Below are 25370 nucleotides of genomic sequence, written 5' to 3'. Positions count from 1 at the left end.
ATTTAAATACTACTGAGTTTTCTTTTGTTATTATCCCAATACCATGTATGTCGACCTCTATCTGTAAATTCCACTTCTGTATTTTCGAGTTCATTAAATTTACTTTTGTCAGTTTCAGTAAATTCAATTATGATAAATTTTTTTTCATCAAGACGATTAAAATCAACCAATTTTAAATATTCATCAATCGAATTTTTATCAATCATAATTTTTCCACCTCCGCACCAATGCCTATCCTGCCCATTTTTCTTTATTCCCGAAACCCAATACTCTTCTCCTGTTTCAATATCAAAATGATTGGCATTAATTCCTGGGTTTTTAAGTTTTTTTAATGCTTTACCGTTGAAGTAAACTGTTTGTCCTGATTTTGAGAACTCTACAAAACCAATCCATGCCGGCCCATGATGACTGAAAGATTTATTTTCAATGTAGATTATTTTCGATTCCATGATTTGAAATTAATTCAGCAATATTAAGATTTTATTCCATGCATTTATTTAATTGTGGACATTTTTTAATATTAATAATCTCATCTTTAAAAAGGATATAAATTCAAATATAAAAAGTCTTCCATAACGTACAGTTAAATTATCAGACAACAATTTTATTCCAATAGTTTTTTCCTGAACTATACCATCAATCCTATCAATTACAAAAAGTAACTAATGCAGATTATTAGCTTTAAATTTGTTTGGTTTTAAACCTAAAATTTAAAATATGAAGAATTTTGAAATATCGGTATTGGATCTTGCGCCCGTTAAGCAGCATAAGACCATTCACGATACTTTTCAGGACAGCTTGTCTTTAGCAAACTTTACTGAAAACCTTGATTATAAAAGATTCTGGCTTGCCGAACATCATAATATGGAAAGCATTGCCAGTTCTGCTACCTCGGTTCTGATCGGTTTCATTGCCAACGGGACCAAAAAAATAAGAGTAGGATCAGGCGGCATTATGCTTCCGAACCACAGTTCACTGGTTATTGCCGAACAGTTCGGAACTTTGGAATCCCTTTTTCCGGGAAGGATTGATCTCGGTTTGGGAAGAGCACCCGGAACCGACGGCCTTACTGCTCAGGCATTGGGACGTAACCCGGCGATCATCAATCAGCAGTTTCCAAGGCAGATTCTGGAACTGCAGACTTATTTTTCAAAAGATAATGCAGATGCTTTAGTCCGTGCCATTCCCGGAGAAGGACTGGATATTCCATTGTATATTCTGGGGTCCAGCACAGACAGTGCTTTTCTGGCTGCAGAACTAGGGCTGCCTTATGCCTTCGCAGGGCATTTTGCTCCTGAACAGATGGAAATGGCCTTCAATATTTACAGACAGAATTTTGAGCCTTCAAAATATGCGGAAAAGCCTTATATTATTGCTTGTGTCAACGGAGTTGCAGCGGAAACGTCAGAAGAAGCGCATAAGATGTCGACCACTTTATTTCAGGCTTTTATCAATATCGTAAGAAATGACAGGAAGCCGTTTGCGCCGCCGGTTGAAAATATGGATGACATCTGGTCTCCCATGGAGAAATCGATGGTGTTGCAGAAGCTGAGGTATACTTTTATCGGGGACCAGGCGGAAATTACGGAAAAGCTGGAAAGCTTTCAGGCAGCATTCAATGTAGATGAACTGATGATCAATTCCCATATTTACGATCATCAGAAAAGGCTGGAGTCTTATCATATTTTCAGAAAAGGAAAAGACTCTCTAGTTACCGTGTAACAAACCGTTTATATAATTGGGAGATGCTTTTTTTATAAGTATCTTTGCCGAAATTTAAAGTAAAAATGTCCGATATTAAATTAAATACTATTCCGGAGGCTATCGAAGACCTTAAAAATGGTAAAATAATCATAGTGGTAGACGATGAAGACAGAGAAAATGAAGGGGACTTCCTGTGTGCAGCAGAACTGACGACTCCTGAACTGATCAATTTTATGGCCGTTCACGGAAGAGGCCTGATCTGTATGCCGCTTCCTGAAAAAAGATGTGATGAACTGGGACTGGATGTGATGGTAAGCCGCAGCAGTGATCCTAAAGAAACTGCTTTTACGGTATCTGTCGACCTTCTCGGAAACGGGACTTCCACAGGGATTTCTGCCGGAGACAGGGCTAAAACGATTCTTGCTTTGATGGACGAAAGGTCTAAACCTACCGATTTTATGCGCCCTGGCCATATCTTCCCGCTTCGTGCAAGGAAAGGAGGGGTTCTGAAAAGAGCAGGACATACAGAAGCAGCTATTGATCTTACCTGTCTGGCAGGTTTAAAAGAAGGTGGAGTGATCTGTGAAATTATGAACGAAGACGGTACCATGTCGCGTTTACCGGATCTGTATGCATTTGCACAGAAACATAATATGAAGATTGTTTCCATTGAAGACCTGATTCATTATCAGCTTAAAAAAGGAAACCTTATCGAAAGAATTGAAGAAAGAAAAGTAAAAACGGCATATGGTGATTACGATTTCCTTGCGTTCAGGGAAACTTCTAATGACCAGATTCATTTTGCCCTGACGAAAGGAACTTGGGCTGTTGATGAGCCTGTCCTGGTAAGAGTTCAGTCTTCTGATTCTTATTTCGATGTGCTGACGAGACTGAATAATGGTGAAAAACCATTGCTGGAGAAAGTGACCCGAATGGTGACTGAAGAAGGAAAAGGAGCCATTATTTTTATCAATAACGTATCCAATTCCGAGAATACCCTAAGAAAGCTACAGCAGTTCCTGAATTATCAGGACGGACAGCAAAAACATCCGACGGCCGCTTTCAATTACAGGGATTACGGAATCGGGACACAGATCTTAAAGAATCTCGGAATCAATAAGTTTAAAGTAATCACCCAGAACCCGGATATCAAGCCTCAGGTAGGCGGTTATGATGTTGAGGTAACGGAGATGGTACAGCTGTAAGACATAAAATGTGTTTTGCTGAGGATTTCAGATTATATGAAATCTGTTTATAAAGCAGATCACTATTTAAAATTCACACAAAATGGCCTGAATACATCAGGCCATTTGTATTTCGTCAAAATTCCTGAACCCGTTCAGGAAATCTTTGATATTCATTCTCTTTTTACCTTCCAGCTGTAATTCAGAAGGGTAATAGAGTCCGTCCTGTGTATAAATTTTAAAGTCATTCTTTGAAATCTTCAGGCTTCCCACTGGCTTTCCGTGATCAGAAATTTCAAATTTCCCTCCGAATATTTTTAATCCTTTTTCTTCTTCTCCTATTTTTAAAGTGGTGAAGGCGGCAGGATAGGGTGACATGCCCAGAATAAACTGGTGGACTTCTTTCGAGGTTTTCGTCCAGTCGATTCTTGTGTCTTCCTTAAAAATTTTAAAAGCATTTTTAGGATATTCAACCTCCGGCTGGGGTTTTTCAGTAATTAAATTTTCCGCTAATCCGTCCAGTGTTTTTACCACGAGTTTTGCTCCCGTTTCCATTAACCGATCATGAAGGCTTCCTGCATTTTCATCGGGTGCAATAGCCAGTTCCTCCTGTAACAGAATATTTCCTTCGTCTATTTTTTCGTTGATAAAAAAGGTTGTGGCTCCTGTCTTTTCTTCACCGTTGATTACGGCATAATTAATCGGCGCAGCACCCCTGTAATCAGGAAGAAGCGAAGCATGAAGGTTAAAAGTCCCCATTCTAGGCATTTCAAAAAGAACCTTGGGCATCATTCTGAAAGCAACGACTACAAAAACATCAGCCTCCAGTTTCCTTAACTCTTCCAAAAACTCAGGGTTTCTCAGTTTCTCAGGCTGAAAAACAGGAAGGTTATTTTCCGTTGCAAAAACTTTTACCGGTGACTGATTGATCTTCTGTCCGCGTCCGCTTGCTTTATCCGCAACGGTTACGACCCCTACGATCTGATGATGCGACTGGTGAATGGCCTCCAGCGAGGTTTTTGCGAATTCCGGAGTTCCTAAAAATACGACTTTTAATGATTTCATGGTGCAAAGATAGGATCTTTGGTTATAAGTTATAAATTATGGTGATGACTTTATCTGCGGTATCCCGCAAAATTATCCTATGCTAATGAGTAAGTTCTGAAATTCAACATTTTTACTTTTCCGGAATCCAGCAGGAAAATAAGGTTTTCCAGAATATTTTCTTTGGAATGGTAACTCAGCTGGATGGAAAGCTCCTCAATCGAGGATGGCCTTTTTGCCAGTAAGCTGATAATCTGGTTTGAAATATTCTTCCCGAAAATAGACTGCTTATTTTTTTCACAGACTGAGCACTGGCCGCAGTTCTTGGATTTTTTCTCTCCGAAATAGGCCAGAATCAGTTTCATTTTACAGTATTGGTTGTCTTCAACGTAAAATTTCATTTCTTCCCATTTCTGGATTTTATTTTTCTGGATATGTTCAAATAATTTCCAGTAGGCGGCATTATTCACTCTTTCGTCCCTCGGCTTTAAAAACTTAACGCTGGACAAAGCACCGTCAACGTATTCTATATAGCCTTTTTGCTGAAGCTCTTTTAACCTTTCTTTGATCAAATGGATACTTACACCGATTTTATTGCTTACCTGCTGTTCACTGAACATGACTTTATGCGTGGTAATTCCTGAAACCGTGCGAAGCATCAGCTCAATAAAATAAGCATCTTTATGGGGCAGCTGGTCAATCTCGTGTGCCTGCATTAAAAGCTGTAATGAGGAAAGGCTTTTATGATCGTTAAAATAAATGATTTCCTGGTTGTGAAGAAAGTTCAGAACATTTTTAATCTTTGCATTTGATAACCGCGTGAAATTCTGGATTCCGGCTGTGTTGAGCTGGAAAACTTTGTCCGGCATCTCAAATTCCGCTACCTGAAAAATAGAGTAGAGGTAGGTGACAATCTTTAAAAATTCTGCTTTGTTGGGAATCTGATTTTTTAGGATCTGGTCAAAATTTATAATCTCTTGTTTATTCCACAGCAGAAAAGCAAAGCTGTCCTGGCTGTCTCTGCCGGACCTCCCGATTTCCTGATAGTAATTTTCGATAGAAGGTGCGGGCGAGTAGTGCATCACAAACCGTACATTATCTTTGTCAATCCCCATCCCGAAGGCATTGGTAGAAACCAGAACATGCCTGTCACTGTTGTTCCAGATTGTCTGTTTGGCATTTTTTTCTTTAGTTGTCAGGCCGGCATGAAAGAAGTCAACATTTTTCATCTGTTTTTTCAGCAAAAATTCGGTGAGCTGCTCGGCTTCTTTTCTCGTTCTTACATAAATGATCCCGGCTTCCTGCGTAAATTTTAAAATATCATAAATCCGCTGGAACTTGTCAGAAACTTCTTCAGTAAAGATCCGTATGTTTTCTCTTTTAAAACTTTTCTGAAAAACTTTAGGCTCCTTAAGCTCAAGCTTCAGTTTAATTTCTTCCAGAACTTTCGGGGTGGCCGTTGCGGTTAGGGCAAGGCATGGAATTTTCGGGTTGCTCGTTCTGAAGTTTTTGATATTCTGATAACTGGGACGGAAATCCTGGCCCCATTCTGAAATACAGTGTGCCTCATCCACCGCAATAAATGACAGCTGGATTTCTTCGATGTTCTGTAAAAACTGTTTGTTCGTTAACCGTTCAGGAGAAACATACAGCATTTTTGTCAATCCTTCTTTACAACGGTTATAAATACCTTCAGCATCATATTCATCAAGTTCGGAAGACAGGTATTCGGCTTCTATCCCTCTTGACTTCAGTTGGTTCACCTGGTCTTTCATCAGAGCCAGAAGCGGAGAAATAATTAAGCAGGTCCCTTCTTTTAATAAAGCGGGCAGCTGATAGCACAGGGATTTACCGGCTCCTGTCGGCAGCAGGACAAGCGTGTCTTTTTCATTAATTACCGAATCAATAATATCTTCCTGGGCGTCACGGAAGTGATCGTATCCCCAAAAATATTTTAAGGTTTTAAATTTTAGCTCTTGAAAATCTTGCTGGGAAATCATGGTATAAAAATAATGAAAGTATATCAACAAAAAAAGTCACGCATGGCGTGACTTTAATATTTTACTAATAAAATTAATTTTTTATTTAGCTTCGAAGTAAACTCTTCTGTTTGCTCTGTTTTTCCATTCAGGACATTTCGTCGCAGGATCACATTCAGGATATTTAAGGTCTTTTTCACCTCTTCCTACAGAATTTAGTTTATCAGACTGAACACCGTTTTTGATCAGGTAGTTTTTAACGTTGTTCGCTCTTTTTTCAGAAAGCCTTTGGTTGTAAGCTTCAGAAGCTCTTGTATCGGTAGCTCCAACTACAGTATAGGTTCCTGTTGAAGAGTTGATATAACTAACAGCATTGTTCAGGATAGGCGTATTAGAAGGCAGGATTCTGTCTGAGTTCAGATCAAATTCAATTCCGTCCAATTTTGTTTCCTTCTCTTCTACTGGTCCGCCCGTTGAAGGTGCGGTTGTAGGACATCCCTGGTTTTCTACCGGGCCAGGAACAGTGACACACTTATCGTAAAGATCGATAACGCCGTCAAGGTCAGTATCAAGGGCAACACCTGCACCGTCAACTCTTGCTCCTGCAGGAGTATCAAGCTGTCTGTCCCAATCGTCGCAAACACCGTCATTATCAAGATCTCCTTTCTTACAAACTTCTATATCCTGGCTCTTTTCAGCCAATACATCCAGTTTGTAATAGATTTCCTGAAGTGGATCATGCCACATTAAGTGAGACTCATGTTTTCCTAATTTTAAGGAGATACCTAAAGTCGCATTGAAGAAATTATCGGAAACTTTCGGTGTATTTTGGTTAACCACACTGTTTCTGCTTCCTCCGCCGTCAAATTGATCATCACCTGTCACCACATACATAGCTCTGGCTTCAATATCAAGTCTTCTGTTGACTTTATATTTAACTCCTGCACCGGCCTGACCAAATAAAGAACCAAGAGTGAAAGGTTTAATTTCAGTCATCATTCTCTGACCTGCATTGTTTTTCTGGTACGCTCTGTAAGCTATAGTACCTACGCCTGCATAGCCGTGTAAAGCCCATCGGTAAGGAGACTGGTTGTCCACTCTTCTCAATAAATTGGAAAAGTTGATATCCCCTAATACTGAAATCGCGTCATATTGGGTTCTTGCCCCTACCTGCTGGTTAGCCGGAAGGTTTGTCGGAACAGCATCTTTCGTGTTAAACCATCCCTGTCTTGTTTCCCCTCTGTCATACTGAAGGTTGATTCCAAAAGCATGGGTAATGGCTTTATCAATACTGACATAAGCAGAATATCCGAAAACATCTTTGCCATGTTTAATTGATGTCAGGTCTGCATGCTGTACCAACGGTACACCGGCACCTACTGAAATCGCCCAGTCATTAAATCTTTTTGATTTATTGGTAAATGGAGATACATTTGCAGAACCTGAAGAGAATGTGTTTGGGTATTCTCCGTTTGAAACTACTGCAGTTGAGTCTTGTGCAAAACTTGCTGTTGGTACAGCTAAAGCAAATGCAACAATTGCTAAACTTAATTTCATAGTGTATTTTTTATTTAGTTAATTAAATGATTAGTTATTATTTACTTGGTAGGACATCCGTTGTTTTCAACAGGTCCCGGAACAGTTACACATTTATCATATAAATCGATAACGCCATCCAAATCGATATCAAGGGCAACCCCTGCACCGTCTACTCTTGCACCTGCAGGAGTATCAAGCTGTCTGTCCCAATCGTCGCAAACACCGTCATTGTCAAGATCTCCTTTTTCACATACAATAAATTCAGAATCTTTGTTTTCCAAAACATTAATTTTGTAATAGGCTTCCTGGATCGGGTCATGCCACATTAAGTGAGACTCATGTTTTCCTAATTTTAAGGAAATTCCTAAAGTTGCATTGAAGAAATTATCGGAAACTTTCGGTGTGTTTTGATTCACCACACTGTTTCTGCTTCCTCCACCGTCAAATTGATCATCACCCGTAACCACATACATGGCTCTGGCTTCAATGTCAAGTCTTCTGTTGACTTTATATTTAACCCCTGCACCGGCCTGTCCGAATAGAGAGCCTGCACTGAAAGGTTTGATTTCAGTCATCATTCTCTGACCTGCATTGTTTTTCTGATAAGCCCTGTAAGCTAAAGTACCTACCCCTGCATAACCGTGTAAAGCCCATCGGTAAGGAGACTGGTTGTCCACTCTTCTCAATAAATTGGAAAAATTGATATCCCCTAATACTGAAATCGCGTCATATTGGGTTCTTGCCCCTACCTGCTCGTTAGCCGGAAGGTTTGTCGGAACAGCATCTTTCGTGTTAAACCATCCCTGTCTTGTTTCGCCTCTGTCATACTGAAGGTTGATTCCAAAAGCATGGGTAATGGCTTTGTCAATACTGATATAAGCGGAATATCCGAAAACATCTTTACCATGTTTAATTGATCTCAGGTCTGCATGCTGTACCAACGGTACACCGGCACCAGCTGAAATCGCCCAGTCGTTGAATCTTTTTGATTTATTGGTAAAAGGAGAAACATTCGCAGAACCTGAAGAGAATGTATTTGGATATTTATCATTTGAAGTAATGGCAATGCTGTCCTGTGCATAAGTGGCAATAGGCAAAGCGGCCAATAATAATAAACCTAGTTTCATACAGTATGTTTTGATTAAATAAAGTCTTTTAATAGTTTTTCGGAAAATTCCCTTTCGAAAAGATGTTTCCGATGTGGTATTTCCAACCTCTCTGATACAAATATCAGACCATTATAAGTAATAATATCAATATCTATGATTCTATCCTCATATCCTCCTGCTCTGGAATCATGTAATCTTCCCATTTTCATTTCGATACTTTTAACAAAATCAAGCAGTTGGATAGGTGAAAGATCGGTCGATATTATTGCTGCAATATTACAAAAAATATTGGAGCTTACAAATTCTACAGGCTCGGATGTCAGAAATTCACTTATTCGTAATATTTCATTTCCCCCTTCTTTTATTCTTTCCAATGCGGTCTCCACATTTTTTTTTTGATCTCCGAGGTTACTTCCGAGTAACAAAACGGCTTTATGCTGCGACATATTATAAAATGATTGATTTATGAAAAGCTTTTTAAAAAATGTACTGGCAAATATAGTGGCTATCGTCATATTATGTGTCGTATTTTTCTTCTTTTTCATCGTAATGCTGGTGTTCAGTACTATGGGCAGTGAAAAATCTGTAGTGGTGAAAAAGAATTCCGTACTTGCCATTAACTTAAAAACCAATATAATAGACAGCCCCACAGAAGAGCGTACCGGATTGTTTGAGATCAGTGACCAGAACAAAAGTATTTTGATCTATGATGCGGTGGAAGCGATCAGAAAAGCCAAAACGGATGATAATATTAAAGGAATAAGTATTGAAGCAGATCAGCTTAATGCAGGAATTACCCAGATCGACGATCTTAGGAATGCAATAGAAGATTTTAAAAAGAGCGGTAAATTTGTTTATGCATATGGCAATGCCGTTTCCCAGTCTTCTTATTATCTGGGATCTGTAGCGGATCAGTATTACCTGAATCCTGCAGGCTTGATTGAGCTTAAAGGACTGGCAATGGAGGTGGCTTTCTTTAAAGATTTTGCAGATAAATACGGAATCGGTATTGAGGTGATCCGCCACGGAAAATTTAAGTCAGCGGTAGAACCTTTCCTTCGTAATGACATTTCCCCTGAAAATAAGGAACAGCTCAGCACGCTTCTTAATGATATCTGGAAAAACACGTCATCAAAAATAGCGGCTTCCAGAAAGATCGATACCGCTCAGTTCAGAACAGTAGTCGACAGCTTATACGGAATGATTCCTGAATTGGGACTAAAAAATAAACTGGCCGATAAGCTGATTCAGAAGACCGAGTATGACCAGCTGATCAGATCGAAATTAGGGGTGAAGAATGATGAAAAATTAAACAGGATTTCTTTAGGCAAATACATAGCGTCTTATTCCGATGATGAAAAAGCAGGGGATAAAGTAGCGGTGCTGTATGCTTCGGGATCCATTAACGGGGGCGATGAGTACAATGACATTCACTCGGAAAAATACATCAAATACATCAAGGAGCTTCAGGAAAACGATAATGTGAAAGCTGTTGTTTTCAGGATTAATTCTCCCGGCGGAAGTGCCAATGCTTCGGATGAAATTCTCTTTGAGCTCCAGCAGCTGAAAAAGAAAAAGCCGCTTATTGTTTCATTCGGGGACTATGCCGCTTCGGGAGGATATTATATTGCGATGGCTGCGGATAAAATTTATTCCGAGCCTAATACGCTTACAGGATCCATCGGGGTTTTCGGGGTCATTCCTTATTTTAAGGATATTGCCAACAAGAACGGCATACGTGCCGATATTGTGGCGACCAATGCCAACTCCCAGTATTATTCGTCATTAAACGGTGTGACGCCATACGGAGTGAGTATGATTACGAGAAGTGTGGAAGGTACCTACAAAAGATTTGTTCATTTTGTTACCCAGAACCGAAAGCAGACCTTCGGGCAGATTGACAGTGTAGGTGGCGGAAGAGTATGGAGCGGGACCAGAGCCAAGCAGATCGGGCTTGTAGACGAATTAGGTACCCTGAACGATGCTGTAAAATATGCAGCCGGTAAAGCCGGATTAAAATCTTACGGCATATCTTCCTATCCGAAAAGAATGTCTCCTTTTGAGCAGATTTTCAAAGATCTCAATGAAGATGAAATTTCTGCAAGGCTGATTAAAAATAAAATAGGAAAAGCCAATTATGAAATTATGCAGCAGATTATGGAAGAAAGAAAACTGCAGTCTGAAGTGAAAATGGAAATGCCTTACCAGATCAAGATCAACTAAATTATATTGTACAAAGAAACGGCGGATTTGAAATTTCAAATCCGCCGTTTTATTTTTAATGAAAGTGTATTTCTTTATACGTTCTTTCTTGTTGCCATTCCGTAAATCCAAAGCAGAATCAGTGCGCCTCCGATGGCCAGGATCCAACTTCTGAAGTTCCAGAAGGAATCAACGTCTCCCCAGTGAAGAACATAGACACCTATTGCTCCTCCGATAAAAGCTCCCAAGATTCCTAAAATAATGGTGATCAGCCATCCGCCGCCCTGGTTTCCGGGCATAATCAGTTTTGCAAGAGCTCCTGCGATAAGACCAAATATGATCCAAGTTAAAATTCCCATAGTCGTAAATTTTTAATGTTAATGTGTGATTTAATTATTTGAATTTAGACAGGGATGATACGTATCATCTCTTCTTGAAGAACGAGTCAACAAATTCCGTACCATTGAACAATTGCAGGTCCTGCATCTTTTCTCCGACGCCGATATATTTTACCGGGATCTGGAACTGATCCGAGATGCCGATCACGACGCCTCCTTTTGCAGTTCCGTCAAGTTTTGTCACGGCTAAAGCATTGACTTCCGTTGCGGCAGTGAACTGTTTTGCCTGCTCAAAAGCATTTTGTCCCGTAGAACCGTCAAGAACCAGCAGTACTTCATGGGGAGCATCAGGAATCACCTTTTGCATCACTCTTTTAATTTTAGACAGCTCATTCATCAGGTTAATTTTATTGTGGAGCCTTCCCGCGGTATCGATGATCACGACATCGGCATTCTGGGCAACAGCACTCTGAACGGTATCAAAAGCCACAGAAGCGGGATCGGAGCCCATTTCCTGTTTTATAATTGTAACGCCGACTCTCTGACTCCAGATCACCAGCTGGTCCACAGCGGCGGCCCTGAAAGTATCGGCAGCCCCTAAAACCACTTGTTTGCCTTCTGATTTGAACTGGTGTGCCAGCTTACCGATGGTGGTTGTCTTTCCGACACCGTTAACACCTACTACCATAATGACGTAAGGTTTTTTGGAAGCATCGATATTTCCTGTTCCGGCATGAGGGTTTTCAAGCAAAAGTCCTGAGATTTCTTCACGGAGGATTGTATCAAGCTCGTTGATGCTGACGTATTTGTCTCTGGCAACACGCTCTTCAATTCTTTCTATGATTTTGATGGTGGTGGAGGCGCCCACGTCGGAGGCAATTAAGATTTCCTCCAGGTTATCCAGGACTTCATCATCTACCTTGCTCTTGCCGACTACGGCTTTTGTCATTTTTTCAAAGAAACCCTGGCTGGACTTTTCCAATCCTTTATCTAAAGTTTCTTTTTCTTCTTTTTTGAAAATCTTTTTGAACCAACTCATCTTATGAATTACGGAATTTTAAATTACAGATTCCGGGCTCTTATTTCCGCCTGATTGTTTATATCATTTGTCATTCATAACCCATTATCCAAAAACAAAGATAACAAAAAAACTACCCAAAAGCTGAGTAGTTTTTATATTGTAAATAAAGCGGAGATTATTTCTTCAAATAACCGTCTACTTCGTCTGCATTCATTACTTTTTCGTCAAAAACGTAAGCTCCTGATTTAGAAGACTTAACCAATTTAACAACTTTAGTCATTTTTTTTGACTGACCGCTTTGTAGGGTTGCTACTACTTTTTTTGCCATGGTAAATTATATTTTATAAATTACTTGATTTCTTTGTGAAGTGTAACTTTCTTAAGAACAGAATTATATTTTTTCAATTCCAGTCTTTCAGTTGTATTCTTTTTATTTTTTGTAGAAATGTATCTTGACATTCCCGGCATACCACTTTCTTTATGCTCTGTACATTCAAGGATTACTTGAACTCTGTTTCCTTTTTTTGCCATGATTTAGTTCTTTTTAATCAATCCGTTTCTAGTCGCTCTTTCAATAGCTTCTTCGATTCCAATTTTGTTAATCACTCTCAATCCATGAGCTGATACTTTCAGTTTTACGTGCTTATCTTGCTCCGGAAGGTAAAATTTCTTCTCTAATAAGTTAATTTCAAAACGACGTTTCGTTTTGTTATTAGCGTGAGAAACGTTGTTACCAACCATTGCACGCTTTCCTGTTATTTGGCAAATTCTTGACATATCTCGATGTTCTTATTTGTACTATAATATTTGAGAGTGCAAAATAACGAAGAATTTTTCAGATAGGCAAATCTTTTAGAAAATTATTTGTAATAATATCCTGATTTGTAACTGCGATTTCCTGGTTAGAATACGATCAGACAACTGATCCGTTGCATAATGAGTTTTAAATTTATTCTTTAAAAATTAAATACAGCTGAAATATAAATGATCAGTCATTATGGATTTATTTCTGAAAATATCAATCACATTGGAGTTCTTTTTGATCACGATCTTTTTGAAAATTTATCGTTCAATGAAAAGGGATTTTTATCAACGTTCCCTCATAGGAATTTTCTAGCCCCCTTAGCTTTTTTTCATTTTATTCTGAAACCTTTTGATCAGGAAATAAAACAGCAGAAACCCTAATGCAAATATTGAAAATCTTGAAAGCAGGTCTCCGGCCCGCGTATAGAAAGTCAGCTGGTCATAGAGGTTTACTTTGGCAAATAATGCTGTTTTGTCTCCGTAAAACGTATCGGCAACTATTTCACCCTTGGCATCAATATGGGCAGAAATTCCGCTGTTGGCAGCCCTTGCAATTTCTCTCCTGGTTTCGATGGCTCTTAATTTAGCATAAGATAAAAGCTGCTTATGTCCTTCCGTAACGCCCCACCAGGAATCATTCGTCATAATGGCAAGGAAATTAGCGCCTTTTTTTACATAATCGCCGGTGAATTCTCCATAAATGCTTTCATAGCAAATAATCGGAGCGATTTTTCCTTTATTGAAAGGATTCGAAAAAGCAATGCGTTCTTTATCCGTTCCCAATGAGGCTACCGTTCCTCCCAGGTTGATCATGGCATTCCCTAAAACCGGCTTTAAATAATTCATGTACGGGAAAATTTCTACGCCGGGAACCAGCTTTCCTTTGTGGTAGACTTCCACTTTATGATCGGGAATTACCTGGACGGCGGAATTGAAGCTTTCTACCCAGAGCTTTGGGTTTAATTGATACGCTTCTTGCGGTAAATCTTTCGGGCTGGTGTAAAACCGGTGTGAAGAAATACCTGTTGCGAAAACGGAACCGGGATGTTTTGATAAGAATCCTTTAAGGTTGTTTAAGATGATGCTTTTTTCAAAAGCGGTTTCGGAAATGGAGCCTCTTCCGGGAAGAGCGGTTTCCGGAGCAATATAATAATCGATCTTTCCTTTTGAATTATTCTCGGCAAGATTCAATAAATCATCTTCAATAACCAGGCTGTCCTTGGAATATTTTTCGGCATACGGATCAAGAGCAGGCTGAAGCATCAGGACATTTACGCTGCCGATCGGCTTTTCATCAAAATTGTTATACTTAACAACCGAAATGATCATCGGAATAATAATTAAAGCTATCACAAGAGCAGAGTTTCTGATTAAATCTTTTCTTTTCCTTCCCGCCTCCCAGGTTCTTACTGTGTAAAATATGAAAACATTAATCAGTAAAATCCAGAAACTTCCACCTGTGGCTCCCAATGTATCGTACCACTGGATTACTTTCGGGTAATCGGAAAATACATTCCCCAGATTCAGCCATGGCCAGGTCAGCTGCCAGCCCAAATGGAATTTTTCAAAGCTCATCCAGATTGCAATTAGAAATGCCAGCCCCCAATAGGTTCCCTGTGCGTTTTTATACCAGTGGTAACACTGGAAGACCAGTGCGTATAGAAAGGAATTGACCAGAACCGGAAAGACCACAGCCATCATGGAATGGCTGCCGTCAGGATTCTTTGATCCGTACAGCCAGCCGGTGGTCACTACATTCCAGATGACAAAGCACACATACGAAAGCCCGAAAACAACCCAGCTTTTTCTGTCATAATCCGAAAATTTTGAAACGCCGTGTTCCATCATCAAAAGCGGAACCAGAGCGAAAAATATAAAAAACGGGACACCGTAGGTAGGCCAGGATACAGACAGCAGCATTGCCGAAATGAGCGTAAGCAAGATGTATTTCATTACATGAATTTAATACACAAATTTACTGTTTTTGAAATGAATAAACCGGCACGTGATGCTAAAGAAATTATATAAGGGTATTATTGTGGTAGATAGCATAATCCTGAATAACTCTGGTGTATTTCTGGGATTTTATTTCGTAGGGTCATTAAGAAACGGTTGGGAACCTGACTGTTTAACCATTCAGCTCTCTGGCCCGTTTTTCAGCATTTAAAATTCCGTTTTTCAGGATTCCCTTAAAATTGTTTTCTTCGAAAGTGTGTAAGGCTGCTTCGGTTGTCCCTCCTTTTGACGCCACATCCTTAATCAATTCTTCCAGGCTTTTATCCGAAGTGTTAATCAGATGGTAGGCTCCCAGCATAGTCTGTTTTACGAAAAGCTGGGAAAGGTTTTCATCAATTCCCATTTCAGTTCCTGCTTTAATCATTGCATCCACAATGTAGTAAAAATAGGCCGGTCCACTTCCTGACAGGGCCGTAACACTGTCCAGTAATTCTTCGTTTTCGAGGTAAACGGATCTTCCTGTCGAATTTAATAATCTTTCGATATTGATTAACTGGCTGAAAGAAATTCCTTGTGCAGCAGTATAGCCTGTAATTCCCATTCCGAGAAGGGTCGGGGAATTGGGCATGGCGCGTACGATAAGAGGATGGCGCAGCAGTTTTTGAATCTTTTCAATTTTAATTCCGGCCATAATGGACAAAACCATCTGATTTTCTTTTAATACGAATTGGAAATTTTCTGCAACATTCTGAAAGTCTTGGGGCTTTACCGAAATGATGATTAAATCTGCATCCAGTTTTTTAACGTCCTCAAAAGATGAGACCTGTGACTTTGGAAACTCTCCTGATATTTTAGAAATCCCTGAGGTATTCCTTGTAATTAAATGAAGGTTTTCAGGCTTTATTAATTCATATTTCAAAAATGATTTTGAAAAAGAAAGGCCCATATTTCCTGCTCCGAGAATGGCAATTTTCATGTGTTTATATTAGAAGTTAAATCTTAGGTGCTTCGTCTCCGCTCAGCATGATCCTGAATAATCTTAATTAAATCAAAATTAAATATAAGAACTGTTGCCTTGAATATAGACAGCTTTATTAACAATTAAATATCAAATAATATTCACCTCTCTTTCCAGCTCGATTCCGTATTTTTCTTTCACAGAATCAATAATCTCCGCAGAGAAACCGAAAATTTCTTTCCCGGTGGCATTTCCGGTGGCGTTGATGATCACCAGTGCCTGCAGCTCGTGGGTGGCCACATTCCCAATCTGTTTCCCTTTCCAGCCTGCCTGTTCGATCAGCCATCCCGCCGGGATTTTTACAAAATCTCCGTTCGGATAGCCCGGGATATGTTCAAATTGTTGTTGTAATTCTTCAAACCGGCTCAGTGGAATAGTCGGGTTTTTAAAGAAGCTTCCTGCATTTCCGGTCTCTTTAGGATCCGGCAGTTTGCTCTGTCTGATAGTAATGACCGCCCTTGAAACATCCTGAATGGTGGGGTGCTCAATGCCTGATTTTTCCAGTTCCGCCTGTATCGCGCCGTATGATGTTTTCAGCTGGTGGCTTTTCCTGGTCAGGGTAAAAGAAACCTCTGTAATCACATATTTTCCTTTTCCTTCCTGCTTAAAAACAGAATCCCTGTAGCCGAACCGGCATTGTTCGCGATTGAAGGTTTCCAGCTGAAGGTTTTCTAAATTCAGAACCGTACAGCTTACGAAGGTATCTTTGATTTCCACTCCGTATGCCCCGATATTCTGCATCGGGGAAGTTCCCACATTTCCCGGGATCAGTGAGAGGTTTTCCATGCCGCCGTAATTTTTTTCCAGGCAGAACAATACGAATTCATGCCAGTTTTCTCCTGCTTTTACGGTAACTAATACTTCGTTTTCACTGATGAGGTCTTCATGGATGCCCTTTAAGTTTAACCGGATGGCAAGTCCTTCAAAATCCCCGGTCAGCAGGATATTGCTTCCGCCGCCTAAAAAGAGAAGGGGAAGAGTTTGGGTTACCGGATTGTTCAAAGCTTCCAGCAGTTCTTCAACGGAATGGACTTCAGTAAAATATCGTGCTTTTGCCTCTATGCCAAATGTATTGTATAGTTTGAGTGAAAAATTTTCGTGCATCATTTTATTTGTATTCCTGTGGAATTATGTTTTTGGATCTGAGTTTCCGGCCTCTCCGGCATTGTCCGGATCGTATATGGAAATGAACATTGAGATGTATAAGAGAATTATTTTCTCCTTCTTAACATCACAATAAAAAATATCAGCAATAAAAGATGGGAAAGAATACTTTTCAATCCGAAATTTTATTGCTGATACAGATATCTTTAATTAGTGGGTAAATTCCAGTTTGTATTTTTCAAGAGCGTCTTTTAAAATCGCCGCACTTCTTTTCAAATCTTCTTCTTTTAGAACATAGGCAATCCGCACCTGTTTTTTACCCAATTCAGGATTGCTGTAAAATCCTCCTGCCGGAGCTACCATAATAGTTTCATTCTGGTCTGAATAGCTTTCCAGCAGCCACTGGGCGAATTTTTCGGTATCGTCAACCGGAAGTTCCGCAACACAGTAAAAGGCTCCTTTCGGCTTCGGACAGATAACTCCAGGAATGGCATTCAGCGCATCTACTAGAACGTTTCTTCTATGGGTGTATTCTTCTCTTACTGCCCTGATGTAGGCACCGTCATTCTGGTGGGCCGCAGTAGCCGCAATCTGTCCCAAAAGCACCGGGCTCAGCCTGGCCTGTGCAAAAAGCATAGCCGCATCACGAATTTTTTTAGAACGGGTAATCAGGCATCCTATTCGTACGCCGCACATGGAATACCGCTTGGATTCTGAATCAATAATGATGCAGTTTTCTGCCAGTTCAGGAAATGCAAACATGGAAATCTGCTGTTTCCCGTCATATACATATTCCCGGTACACTTCATCAGAAATAATGACGATGTCATACTTTAAAGCAATTTCCGCTAATTTCTGAAGTTCTTCTCTGGTATAAAGGTACCCGGTAGGGTTTCCTGGGTTACAGATCAGGATGGCTCTTGTTCTCGGGGTGATTTTTTTCTCAAATTCTTCAATCGGCGGAAGCGCGAAGCCGGTATCAATCGTAGACGGCACTGCCACCACATTTACATTAAAAGTACTGGTAAACCCGTTATAGTTGGCGTAATACGGTTCAGGAATGATGACTTCGTCACCGTCGTCACATAAGGTGGAAATTGCAAAATTCAATGCTTCTGAGCCTCCGTTGGTAACGATGAAGTTATCCGGGGTAAGATCTGTGAAATCTAATAAATGGTAATATTCCGTAAGGGCCTGTCTGTATTCCAGGTTACCTTCGGAAAGGGCATATTCCAATACTTTCAGATCAATATTCTTTAAAGCATTAAGAGCCGTTTCCGGAGTTTCGATATCAGGCTGTCCGATATTCAGGTGATATACTTTTATCCCTCTCTGTTTGGCGTTAATGGCAAAAGGAACCAGTTTTCTTACCGGCGATGGCGGCATATGGAGTGCTCTGTTTGAAATATTCGGCATTGTTCAAAAAATTTGTATGACAAAAATAGGATTTAATTTCCCAATATTAAAATAAAGCATATAAAGAAACCCGTACAGCCGTAATTTTCATTTTCGAACCGTAGTATTTATTCGTTTTCAGTAAAGGATGAATAAAGGGTACCGAGATTATTAAAATAATTGTCGATTAAATTTTGTTAATTTGAAGAGTTATTAAAAATTTCACCTATGCAGATCGAGGCTGTTTCCATAGAAGATTACATATCAAAGGTTCCGGAGGAAAGACAGGAGGTTTTCAGGAAAATATTTAACACTGTCAATGGTCATTTACCGGACGGTTTTTCACAGAATATAAGTTATGGAATGATAGGGTGGGACGTTCCTCTGGAAAGGTATCCGGCCGGTTATCACTGTACGCCGGGCTCACCGCTGCCGTTTATGTCATTGGCTTCCCAGAAGAATTTTATTGCCTTATATCATATGGGGCTATATGCAAAGCCCGAATTGCTGAACTGGTTCACCGGAGAATTTCCAAAATATTCCAAACGGAAATTAGATATGGGGAAATCCTGTATCCGTTTCAAAAAGATGGATGATATCCCTTTTGAGTTGTTGGGGGAACTAAGCGGAAAAATGAATGTTGAAGAATGGATTGAAATTTATGAAAGCAATTTTAAAAAGTAATATGATGAATGTTCTTTCAGTTATTTTTATGGTAAGCTTCATGCTGAGCTGTAAAAACGCAGAATTCTCAGGATTGAATAACGGCGATCTTCTTTTCGTGACGGCAAAAGAAACCGGGCTTTCCGGAGCCATTAACAACGTTACCCAAAAACAGGAACATGCTTCTTTCGATCATATCGGGATTGTAGAAAAGAACAGGGACGGGGTTTTTGTCCTCCATGCTGCACCCAAAGGAGGGTCTCAAAAACAAAAGGTAAAAGAATTTATAAAAGATCAGGCAGATGAAGGACAGAAAGTAATCGTTTACCGTCTGAAATCACCTTATCAGAATACTATTCCTGATGCCATTCAGAAAGCGGAATCCATGTTGGGGAAACCTTATAATTTTAATTATATTTTAGATGAAAGTGCCTATTACTGTTCAGATTTTATTGAAAGGGCTTTCAGAAAAAACCAGATTTTCAGACTTGAACCAATGACCTTCGTCGATCCGAAAACCGGAACAACCAATGCTTTCTGGCAGGAGTTTTATCAGAAGAAAAATTTAAAAGTTCCGGAGGGGGAACCGGGCTGCAATCCCAATGGTATGGCGGCTTCCGGTAAACTGGAAAGGATCAAGGAATTGAATTATACTAATGAGTAAGGGCGGATTTTTTAATCCGCTTTTTTATTATAAAACTCAGCAGGGACGAAATGGATTTAATGTAGGATAAAAAATAGTATACTTAATGTAAATTATTATCCTACTAATTTTGTAGACTAATTATTTTTCATATTTTTGTCGAAGATTTAATATAACAGATCAGTGAACCGCAGCAGTATTTAATTAAAAATAATTTTATGGCAACACCTTATCCCAACCTTCAGGTTTTACAGAACAGCATAAACCTGCCCAGAAAAGAATGGATCCTTGAAATTGAACTGAACGGAAAAGTGAAGTTTGAACATCTTATGAATGCCATTTATGATCAGCTGGGGATTTGCCATAAAGTGTTGTCTGTAAATGTTGAATACATCAGCGGAAGAAGTTTCGGGTCTGTTCAGCTGTATATCAATGTCAATTCAGATGATTTCGAACAGTTGGAATATTATCTCCGTCAAAACAAGCTTTTGAGCACAAGCGTGGAATATGTCTGCAGGAAGTATCTGTAACCGGAATTCATAGCGTTTTGATGATAAAACAAAGGCTGTAGAACCATTCTTACAGCCTTTTTATTTTATAATAGATCATAAAAAATAAAAACCACCTTTGGGTGGTTTTTGCTATGTGTAAGATCAGATTCGTTCGATGTCAGCGCCAATGGCTTTCAGTCTGCCGTCAATATTTTCATATCCTCTGTCAATCTGTTCGATATTATGGATAATCGATTTCCCTTCTGCAGAAAGGGCGGCAATAAGAAGGGCATTCCCTGCTCGGATGTCCGGCGAAACCATTGTGGTTCCTCTTAACGGAGCTTCCTGGTTAAGCCCGATAACGGTTGCCCGGTGCGGATCGCAAAGAATAATCTGAGCGCCCATATCAATCAGTTTATCCACGAAGAATAATCTGGATTCAAACATTTTCTGGTGGACCAGGATACTTCCTTTTGCCTGCGTAGCCACGACTAAAATAATGGATAGAAGGTCAGGAGTAAATCCGGGCCACGGAGCATCGGAAATCGTCAGGATAGACCCGTCGATAAATTTCTGGATTTTATAATTTTCCTGAGCCGGAATATAAATATCATCATCGCTCTGCTCAAGCTCAATGCCTAATTTCCTGAAAGTATTCGGAATGACACCCAGCTGATGCCAGTTGACGTTTTTAATGGTGATTTCGGATTTGGTCATTGCGGCAAGACCGATCCAGGATCCGATCTCTACCATATCAGGGAGCATCGTGTGTTCTGTCCCGTGAAGGTATTCTACACCTTCAATAGTCAACAGATTGGAACCTATGCCTGAAATCTGGGCTCCCATTCTGTTCAGCATCTTGCAGAGCTGCTGCAGATAAGGTTCACAGGCTGCATTATAGATTCTGGTTTTTCCTTTTGCCAACGCGGCTGCCATAACAATATTGGCCGTTCCCGTTACGGAAGCTTCTTCCAGCAGGATGAATTTTCCTCTGAGTTCCGTGGCTTTTAATGAATAAAAATATTGTTCCTCATCATAATTAAATTCTGCCCCGAGTTCTACCAGGCCCTGAAAGTGAGTGTCTAATCTTCTTCTTCCTATTTTGTCCCCTCCGGGCGTCGGCATATACGCTTCACCGTATCTCGCCAGCATAGGCCCCATCAGCATAATCGAACCTCTCAGTTTTGCACCGTCTTTTTTGAACTCGTCGGATTTAATGTAATCGAAATTAACCGTATCCGCTTTAAACGTATAATCACCATGACTGTTTTTAGTCACTTTTACCCCGAAGTCGCCCAGGATCTCGATCAGCCTGTTGACATCATGGATATCTGGGATATTTTTGATTCTGACTTCTTCATCAGTTAATAAAACAGCACAAAGAATTTGAAGAGCTTCATTTTTTGCTCCTTGTGGAGTGATCTCACCTTGCAGTCTTTTTCCTCCTCTGATCTGAAATGTTCCACTCATGTCTACTTTCTGTTTTTATAATTGCTGTTGGTGTTGTTATTATTATGTCTTCTTTTGTTGTTGGCCTGATTGTTCCTGTTGCTGTTGCTCCGGTTGTTATTATTGCTGTTGTTGCTCCGGTTGCTGTTGCTTGTATAATAGATCTTGCTTTTCTCCAGGCTGTCAATTCCTGTAAGATCCAGCCTGTTTTCAGAAAGTTCCTTCAGGTGGCGGAAGATGACGTCATCAGTAACATGTTCTTTATTGTATACGTTGTAAGATTTCTTCATATTATTGGCAATCACTTCAATCAGAGCTTCTTTTTCATCACCTTCCTCCAGCTCGATTGCTTTTTCGATCAATTGAAGTATACTTTTCCCGTAGAATTTAAAATCACCCTGAAGCTTGGGGTATTCCATTCTTTTCGGTTTCTCGGCAAGTTGTTCCATAGTAGGGAACGGATAAGGAGAATCAACATCCAGATCATATTCAGCCAGAATAAAAAGATGGTCCCAAAGTTTATGTTTGTAATTGTCTTCGTCGCGCAGCTGCGGGTTTCTCTGACCCATAAAATCAATTATTGCCATCGCCATTTCATTTCTTTCTTCTTTGGAAGAGAGCTCCTTGCAACGTTCAACCAACTGTTGTATAATTCTGCCGTATTCAGGCAAGTGAAGCTGGGTTTTTTGGGTATTGTATTCCATAGTCTGCAAATATATGCAATAATGGAAAAATTGTACCGAAAATCTTTAAAGTTTATGATTTTTTAATGAATCCCATAAGCAATGATTTTGTAAGGCATTTCTTAAAAATGAAAAAATATTTCACGGGAGTAAGAATTTATATAATAAATTGCTAATTTAGGTAATGATTTAACAATTAAAACTTTAGATATGAATAAAGCATATTACCTTCTTTCATTTCTGGCTGTAGGATTTATGAGTTCATGCCGGAGTGATGACGAAACAGGGGCTGAAACCATGAGCCGGCCCGAAGTTCATGACAAAATTGTAGACGTTACCCGTCACAATGGCAAGCCTTTCAGTACAGGAACATCTGCCTACTCAAAATTTACTGCAGGGCCTGGAGGAGGCGTCCTGATGCAGGGTTTTTACTGGGATGTTCCGGATGGAGGGAACTGGTGGAATATTGTAAAGGGAAAAATTACCGACTGGTCCAATGCCGGCATTGGTGCCGTATGGCTGCCTCCCGCTTCCAAAGCGCAGAACGGTGCGTATTCCATGGGATATGACCCGACCGACTATTATGATTTCGGGAACTATAATCAGAACGGAAGCATTGAAACCCGTTTCGGCTCAAGGACAGAGCTGGAGGCATTAATCACCAAAGCCCATGCGGAAAATATGCAGGTGTATGCAGATGTGGTCATTAACCACAACAGTGGCGGACAGTCGGAATACAATCCTTATATAGGTTCCAATACCTGGACTAATTTTTCAGGGGTGGCCTCGGGAAAATTCCCCAGAAACTATAATGACTTTTATAAAAATGCTTACGGAACCAATGATGAAGGTGCATTCGGAGGCTTCCCGGATCTGTGCCATGCCAATCCGTATGTTCAGGACTGGCTGTGGGGAAGAGATGATTCCGTCGGGAAATATTACAAAAATATCATGAAGTTTGACGGCTGGCGGTTTGATTATGTCAAAGGTTTTGGTGCCTGGGTAGTTAACAGCTGGAACTCAAATATAGGCGGCTTTTCTGTAGGGGAGTTATGGGATTCTAATGTGAATACTTTGGAATCCTGGGCTAATAATGCCAACAGTTCCGTCTTTGATTTTGCAGCGTATTATAAAATGGATGAAGCTTTTGACAACGGTAACCTGAATATTCTGAATGATGATATGATGTGGAAGAGAAATCCTTACAAAGCCGTAACATTTGTCACCAACCATGATACGGATGTCATTGGTAAAAAAATGCTGGCCTATGCCTACATTCTTACCCATGAAGGATATCCCACCATTTTTTACCGTGATTATGAAGAATGGCTGAACAAGGAACGGCTGAACAACCTGATCTGGATCCATAATCATAAAGCGACGGGAACCACTTCGATCCTGTATACGGATAATGATGAATATATTGCCCGAAGAAACGGGTATAACGGAAATCCGGGATTGATCGTGTACATCAACAACTCTTCAAGCTGGCAGGAAAGGTGGATCCAAACCAACTGGACAAGCCAGCAGATCAAAGATTTTACCGGCAGTTCAGCCTGGTATCCGACAACTCAGAATGACCAATGGGTAAAAATCCAGTGTGCCCCGAACAGCTATTCTGTCTGGTCGCTTAATCAATAATATTTTTTCAAAGATTGCATCACATCATTAGTATTAAAATCTGTAAACGTGCGTGATGATCTGTAACCATAAAAAAGACTGTTTTATTATGAACAGTCTTTATGTTCTTATATTATTGTGGTTTTAGAGATTCGGGTAAAATTTAAAATGATGTTTAAATCTGATTATTTGAATTTTATTGAGTACCGACATAGTATGAAATGTATATTCAGTTTTTATTAAAAAAATCAGACCTCAATAAATTTTTTTCTTTCCTGAGGGGTCGACAGGTAGCATTTTTGGTTGGCCAGTTTCATCCTGTTTTTTGAAACCGTGTCATATACCGTGTCGCTTAACGATTTGGGAATGATCTTCGCAATTCCAGACAGCTTATAAATCCCGCCCAGTACATTGGCAATCTTTAAAACGGCTCTTGATTTTTCCAGATAATATTCGTTGGGTTTCCAAAGGTACAGGGTATTGAAAACTTTCGTATCCAGATTTCTTTCAGACAGGAATTTCTGGCCGAAATCCGACTGAAGGGAAGCAAACAGGAACTGATCCTGTTTATCCCGCTCAAGGATCCACTGCACCCAGAAGTTACACACGCCGCAGTCTCCGTCGAAAAATACAATATGTTTATTTTGCCAGTTCAGGTCCATAATTATGAGGGTTTAAAGGGCTAGTTTCCGCTCCGTTTCTTTTTTCTCCCGCTGGAAATACCTGATTAAAACTTTTCTCTGTTCATCGGTCACTTTAGCATCCTGATGACCTATAAAATAAGATTCCATCGGCATTTCCTTCTTCTCAACCATTTCTATGCATTCCTGCAATTTATGTGCCTGTATTTTCGGTTCATACATGGCAAAGGTGGAAAAATTCAGGTTTTTTCTTCCTTCGTCGATATGGTTTTTTAAAAACCAAGAAGCAGGTGCAACATGAGAATACCAGGGATACCGGGTTTCATTGGAATGGCAGTCATAGCATGAGGTGTTGATAATCCCTGCGGTCTGAGCGGGTGTATTTTTAATTTTTAAAAAGTCCATTCCGGGCGTAGGCGCAGGATTGGTGGTGTCAATCGGGAAAAACTGTATCATAACAAATGCTACAAGAATAATAACCAGTACTTTTTTCATATTCAGATGTTCATGCTTGTTAACCCTTAAAGATAATTAAATTTAAATAAACAAAACAGGAAATCAGGGACTGTCATCCTGCCGGAAACAACTAAGAAAAATGGTCAGTTATTAAAAAACAGCTAGGTGTTTATAAATTCTGAGCTTGAATAAGTAATGGCTGTTACCCGTTATTTAAAAATACAGTTAACCGGAGACAGGTATACATAAAAAATAAATCCGGAAATTTTAATTTCCGGATTTATTGTAAGGCTTTAAAATATATTTATGATCAGTTGTCCATATCCA

25 protein-coding genes and 1 pseudogene are annotated in these 25370 nt (G+C 39.8%); 7 read left to right on the top strand and 19 right to left on the bottom strand.

Annotated features, from left to right (window positions below):
* Positions 1 to 2: 2 nt before the first annotated feature.
* Positions 3 to 449, bottom strand: coding sequence for a hypothetical protein (locus H561_RS22610; RefSeq protein ID WP_185095980.1), 447 nt, complete (start codon positions 447 to 449; stop codon positions 3 to 5).
* A 268-nt stretch (positions 450 to 717) separates the two neighbouring features.
* Here H561_RS22610 and H561_RS0115635 point away from each other — a divergent pair, with 268 nt between their 5' ends.
* Both H561_RS0115635 and ribB read left to right on the top strand, forming a co-directional pair.
* On the top strand, positions 718 to 1722 hold the full coding sequence (locus tag H561_RS0115635; RefSeq protein WP_027387870.1) for an LLM class flavin-dependent oxidoreductase: 1005 nt from the start codon (positions 718 to 720) through the stop codon (positions 1720 to 1722).
* 65 nt (positions 1723 to 1787) lie between these two features.
* Positions 1788 to 2909 (top strand): 3,4-dihydroxy-2-butanone-4-phosphate synthase, encoded by a 1122-nt coding sequence (gene ribB, locus H561_RS0115630; protein ID WP_027387869.1) that lies wholly within the window; start codon positions 1788 to 1790, stop codon positions 2907 to 2909.
* Positions 2910 to 3005: 96 nt separating this feature from the next.
* On the opposite strand, the gene fmt is transcribed toward ribB, so the two are convergent.
* From fmt to folK, 5 genes and pseudogenes are all read right to left on the bottom strand, one after another.
* Positions 3006 to 3953 (bottom strand): methionyl-tRNA formyltransferase, encoded by a 948-nt coding sequence (gene fmt / locus H561_RS0115625; protein WP_027387868.1) that lies wholly within the window; start codon positions 3951 to 3953, stop codon positions 3006 to 3008.
* A gap of 77 nt (positions 3954 to 4030) precedes the next feature.
* Positions 4031 to 5932 (bottom strand): RecQ family ATP-dependent DNA helicase, encoded by a 1902-nt coding sequence (locus tag H561_RS0115620; protein WP_027387867.1) that lies wholly within the window; start codon positions 5930 to 5932, stop codon positions 4031 to 4033.
* A gap of 81 nt (positions 5933 to 6013) precedes the next feature.
* Positions 6014 to 7468 carry an OmpA family protein gene (locus H561_RS0115615; protein WP_027387866.1) on the bottom strand — a complete coding sequence of 485 codons (1455 nt, stop codon included), beginning with the start codon at positions 7466 to 7468 and terminating at the stop codon, positions 6014 to 6016.
* A 50-nt stretch (positions 7469 to 7518) separates the two neighbouring features.
* A pseudogene (locus H561_RS22605) lies at positions 7519 to 8577 on the bottom strand (OmpA family protein); the annotation flags it as partial.
* A 14-nt stretch (positions 8578 to 8591) separates the two neighbouring features.
* Positions 8592 to 9005: a 2-amino-4-hydroxy-6-hydroxymethyldihydropteridine diphosphokinase gene (gene folK / locus H561_RS0115605; RefSeq protein ID WP_027387865.1), complete on the bottom strand. Its 414-nt coding sequence runs from the start codon at positions 9003 to 9005 to the stop codon at positions 8592 to 8594.
* A 19-nt stretch (positions 9006 to 9024) separates the two neighbouring features.
* Here folK and sppA point away from each other — a divergent pair, with 19 nt between their 5' ends.
* Positions 9025 to 10782: a signal peptide peptidase SppA gene (sppA, locus tag H561_RS0115600; RefSeq protein WP_027387864.1), complete on the top strand. Its 1758-nt coding sequence runs from the start codon at positions 9025 to 9027 to the stop codon at positions 10780 to 10782.
* A gap of 74 nt (positions 10783 to 10856) precedes the next feature.
* On the opposite strand, the gene H561_RS0115595 is transcribed toward sppA, so the two are convergent.
* From H561_RS0115595 to H561_RS0115555, 9 genes are all read right to left on the bottom strand, one after another.
* On the bottom strand, positions 10857 to 11120 hold the full coding sequence (locus tag H561_RS0115595) for a GlsB/YeaQ/YmgE family stress response membrane protein (protein WP_027387863.1): 264 nt from the start codon (positions 11118 to 11120) through the stop codon (positions 10857 to 10859).
* Positions 11121 to 11184: 64 nt separating this feature from the next.
* The gene (gene ftsY / locus H561_RS0115590) at positions 11185 to 12138 is read right to left on the bottom strand and encodes a signal recognition particle-docking protein FtsY (protein WP_027387862.1); all 954 of its coding nucleotides are present in this window, start codon (positions 12136 to 12138) and stop codon (positions 11185 to 11187) included.
* Between the two features lie 157 nt (positions 12139 to 12295).
* Positions 12296 to 12448 (bottom strand): DUF4295 family protein, encoded by a 153-nt coding sequence (locus H561_RS23690; protein WP_081411676.1) that lies wholly within the window; start codon positions 12446 to 12448, stop codon positions 12296 to 12298.
* A gap of 20 nt (positions 12449 to 12468) precedes the next feature.
* The gene (rpmG, locus tag H561_RS0115580) at positions 12469 to 12651 is read right to left on the bottom strand and encodes a 50S ribosomal protein L33 (protein WP_027387861.1); all 183 of its coding nucleotides are present in this window, start codon (positions 12649 to 12651) and stop codon (positions 12469 to 12471) included.
* A gap of 3 nt (positions 12652 to 12654) precedes the next feature.
* The gene (gene rpmB, locus H561_RS0115575; protein ID WP_027387860.1) at positions 12655 to 12897 is read right to left on the bottom strand and encodes a 50S ribosomal protein L28; all 243 of its coding nucleotides are present in this window, start codon (positions 12895 to 12897) and stop codon (positions 12655 to 12657) included.
* Between the two features lie 345 nt (positions 12898 to 13242).
* Complete coding sequence (gene lnt, locus H561_RS0115570) at positions 13243 to 14877, bottom strand: apolipoprotein N-acyltransferase (RefSeq protein WP_027387859.1); 1635 nt, start codon at positions 14875 to 14877, stop codon at positions 13243 to 13245.
* Positions 14878 to 15052: 175 nt separating this feature from the next.
* On the bottom strand, positions 15053 to 15856 hold the full coding sequence (proC, locus tag H561_RS0115565) for a pyrroline-5-carboxylate reductase (RefSeq protein WP_027387858.1): 804 nt from the start codon (positions 15854 to 15856) through the stop codon (positions 15053 to 15055).
* A gap of 132 nt (positions 15857 to 15988) precedes the next feature.
* Positions 15989 to 17002, bottom strand: a complete 1014-nt coding sequence (murB, locus tag H561_RS0115560; RefSeq protein WP_027387857.1) for a UDP-N-acetylmuramate dehydrogenase — start codon at positions 17000 to 17002, stop codon at positions 15989 to 15991.
* Between the two features lie 210 nt (positions 17003 to 17212).
* Positions 17213 to 18418, bottom strand: coding sequence for a pyridoxal phosphate-dependent aminotransferase (locus tag H561_RS0115555; RefSeq protein ID WP_027387856.1), 1206 nt, complete (start codon positions 18416 to 18418; stop codon positions 17213 to 17215).
* Between the two features lie 207 nt (positions 18419 to 18625).
* Here H561_RS0115555 and H561_RS0115550 point away from each other — a divergent pair, with 207 nt between their 5' ends.
* The 3 genes from H561_RS0115550 (at position 18626) to H561_RS0115540 (ending at position 20233) form a co-directional block, all read left to right on the top strand.
* Positions 18626 to 19081, top strand: a complete 456-nt coding sequence (locus H561_RS0115550) for a DUF1801 domain-containing protein (RefSeq protein WP_027387855.1) — start codon at positions 18626 to 18628, stop codon at positions 19079 to 19081.
* Positions 19059 to 19724 (top strand): YiiX/YebB-like N1pC/P60 family cysteine hydrolase, encoded by a 666-nt coding sequence (locus tag H561_RS0115545; protein ID WP_081411675.1) that lies wholly within the window; start codon positions 19059 to 19061, stop codon positions 19722 to 19724. Before H561_RS0115550 ends, H561_RS0115545 begins: the two co-directional genes overlap by 23 nt.
* Positions 19725 to 19921: 197 nt before the next feature.
* On the top strand, positions 19922 to 20233 hold the full coding sequence (locus tag H561_RS0115540) for an NIL domain-containing protein (RefSeq protein WP_027387853.1): 312 nt from the start codon (positions 19922 to 19924) through the stop codon (positions 20231 to 20233).
* A 123-nt stretch (positions 20234 to 20356) separates the two neighbouring features.
* On the opposite strand, the gene murA is transcribed toward H561_RS0115540, so the two are convergent.
* Positions 20357 to 21664, bottom strand: a complete 1308-nt coding sequence (gene murA, locus H561_RS0115535) for a UDP-N-acetylglucosamine 1-carboxyvinyltransferase (protein WP_027387852.1) — start codon at positions 21662 to 21664, stop codon at positions 20357 to 20359.
* A 2-nt stretch (positions 21665 to 21666) separates the two neighbouring features.
* Positions 21667 to 22347, bottom strand: a complete 681-nt coding sequence (locus H561_RS0115530) for a DUF4290 domain-containing protein (RefSeq protein ID WP_027387851.1) — start codon at positions 22345 to 22347, stop codon at positions 21667 to 21669.
* Between the two features lie 189 nt (positions 22348 to 22536).
* Between H561_RS0115530 and H561_RS0115525 the strand changes: the two genes are divergently transcribed.
* A complete protein-coding gene (locus tag H561_RS0115525; RefSeq protein ID WP_027387850.1) occupies positions 22537 to 23967 on the top strand; it encodes an alpha-amylase in 1431 nt (476 codons plus the stop codon).
* A 227-nt stretch (positions 23968 to 24194) separates the two neighbouring features.
* Here the strand turns inward: H561_RS0115525 and H561_RS0115520 are convergent, their stop codons facing one another.
* Positions 24195 to 24608, bottom strand: coding sequence for a thiol-disulfide oxidoreductase DCC family protein (locus H561_RS0115520; RefSeq protein WP_027387849.1), 414 nt, complete (start codon positions 24606 to 24608; stop codon positions 24195 to 24197).
* A 12-nt stretch (positions 24609 to 24620) separates the two neighbouring features.
* Positions 24621 to 25082: a heme-binding domain-containing protein gene (locus tag H561_RS0115515; protein WP_027387848.1), complete on the bottom strand. Its 462-nt coding sequence runs from the start codon at positions 25080 to 25082 to the stop codon at positions 24621 to 24623.
* Positions 25083 to 25370 lie beyond the last annotated feature (288 nt).

This window comes from Chryseobacterium gregarium DSM 19109 (assembly GCF_000430845.1).
GTDB classification, from domain to species: domain Bacteria; phylum Bacteroidota; class Bacteroidia; order Flavobacteriales; family Weeksellaceae; genus Chryseobacterium; species Chryseobacterium gregarium.
This window is presented reverse-complemented; position numbering and strand designations above follow the sequence as displayed.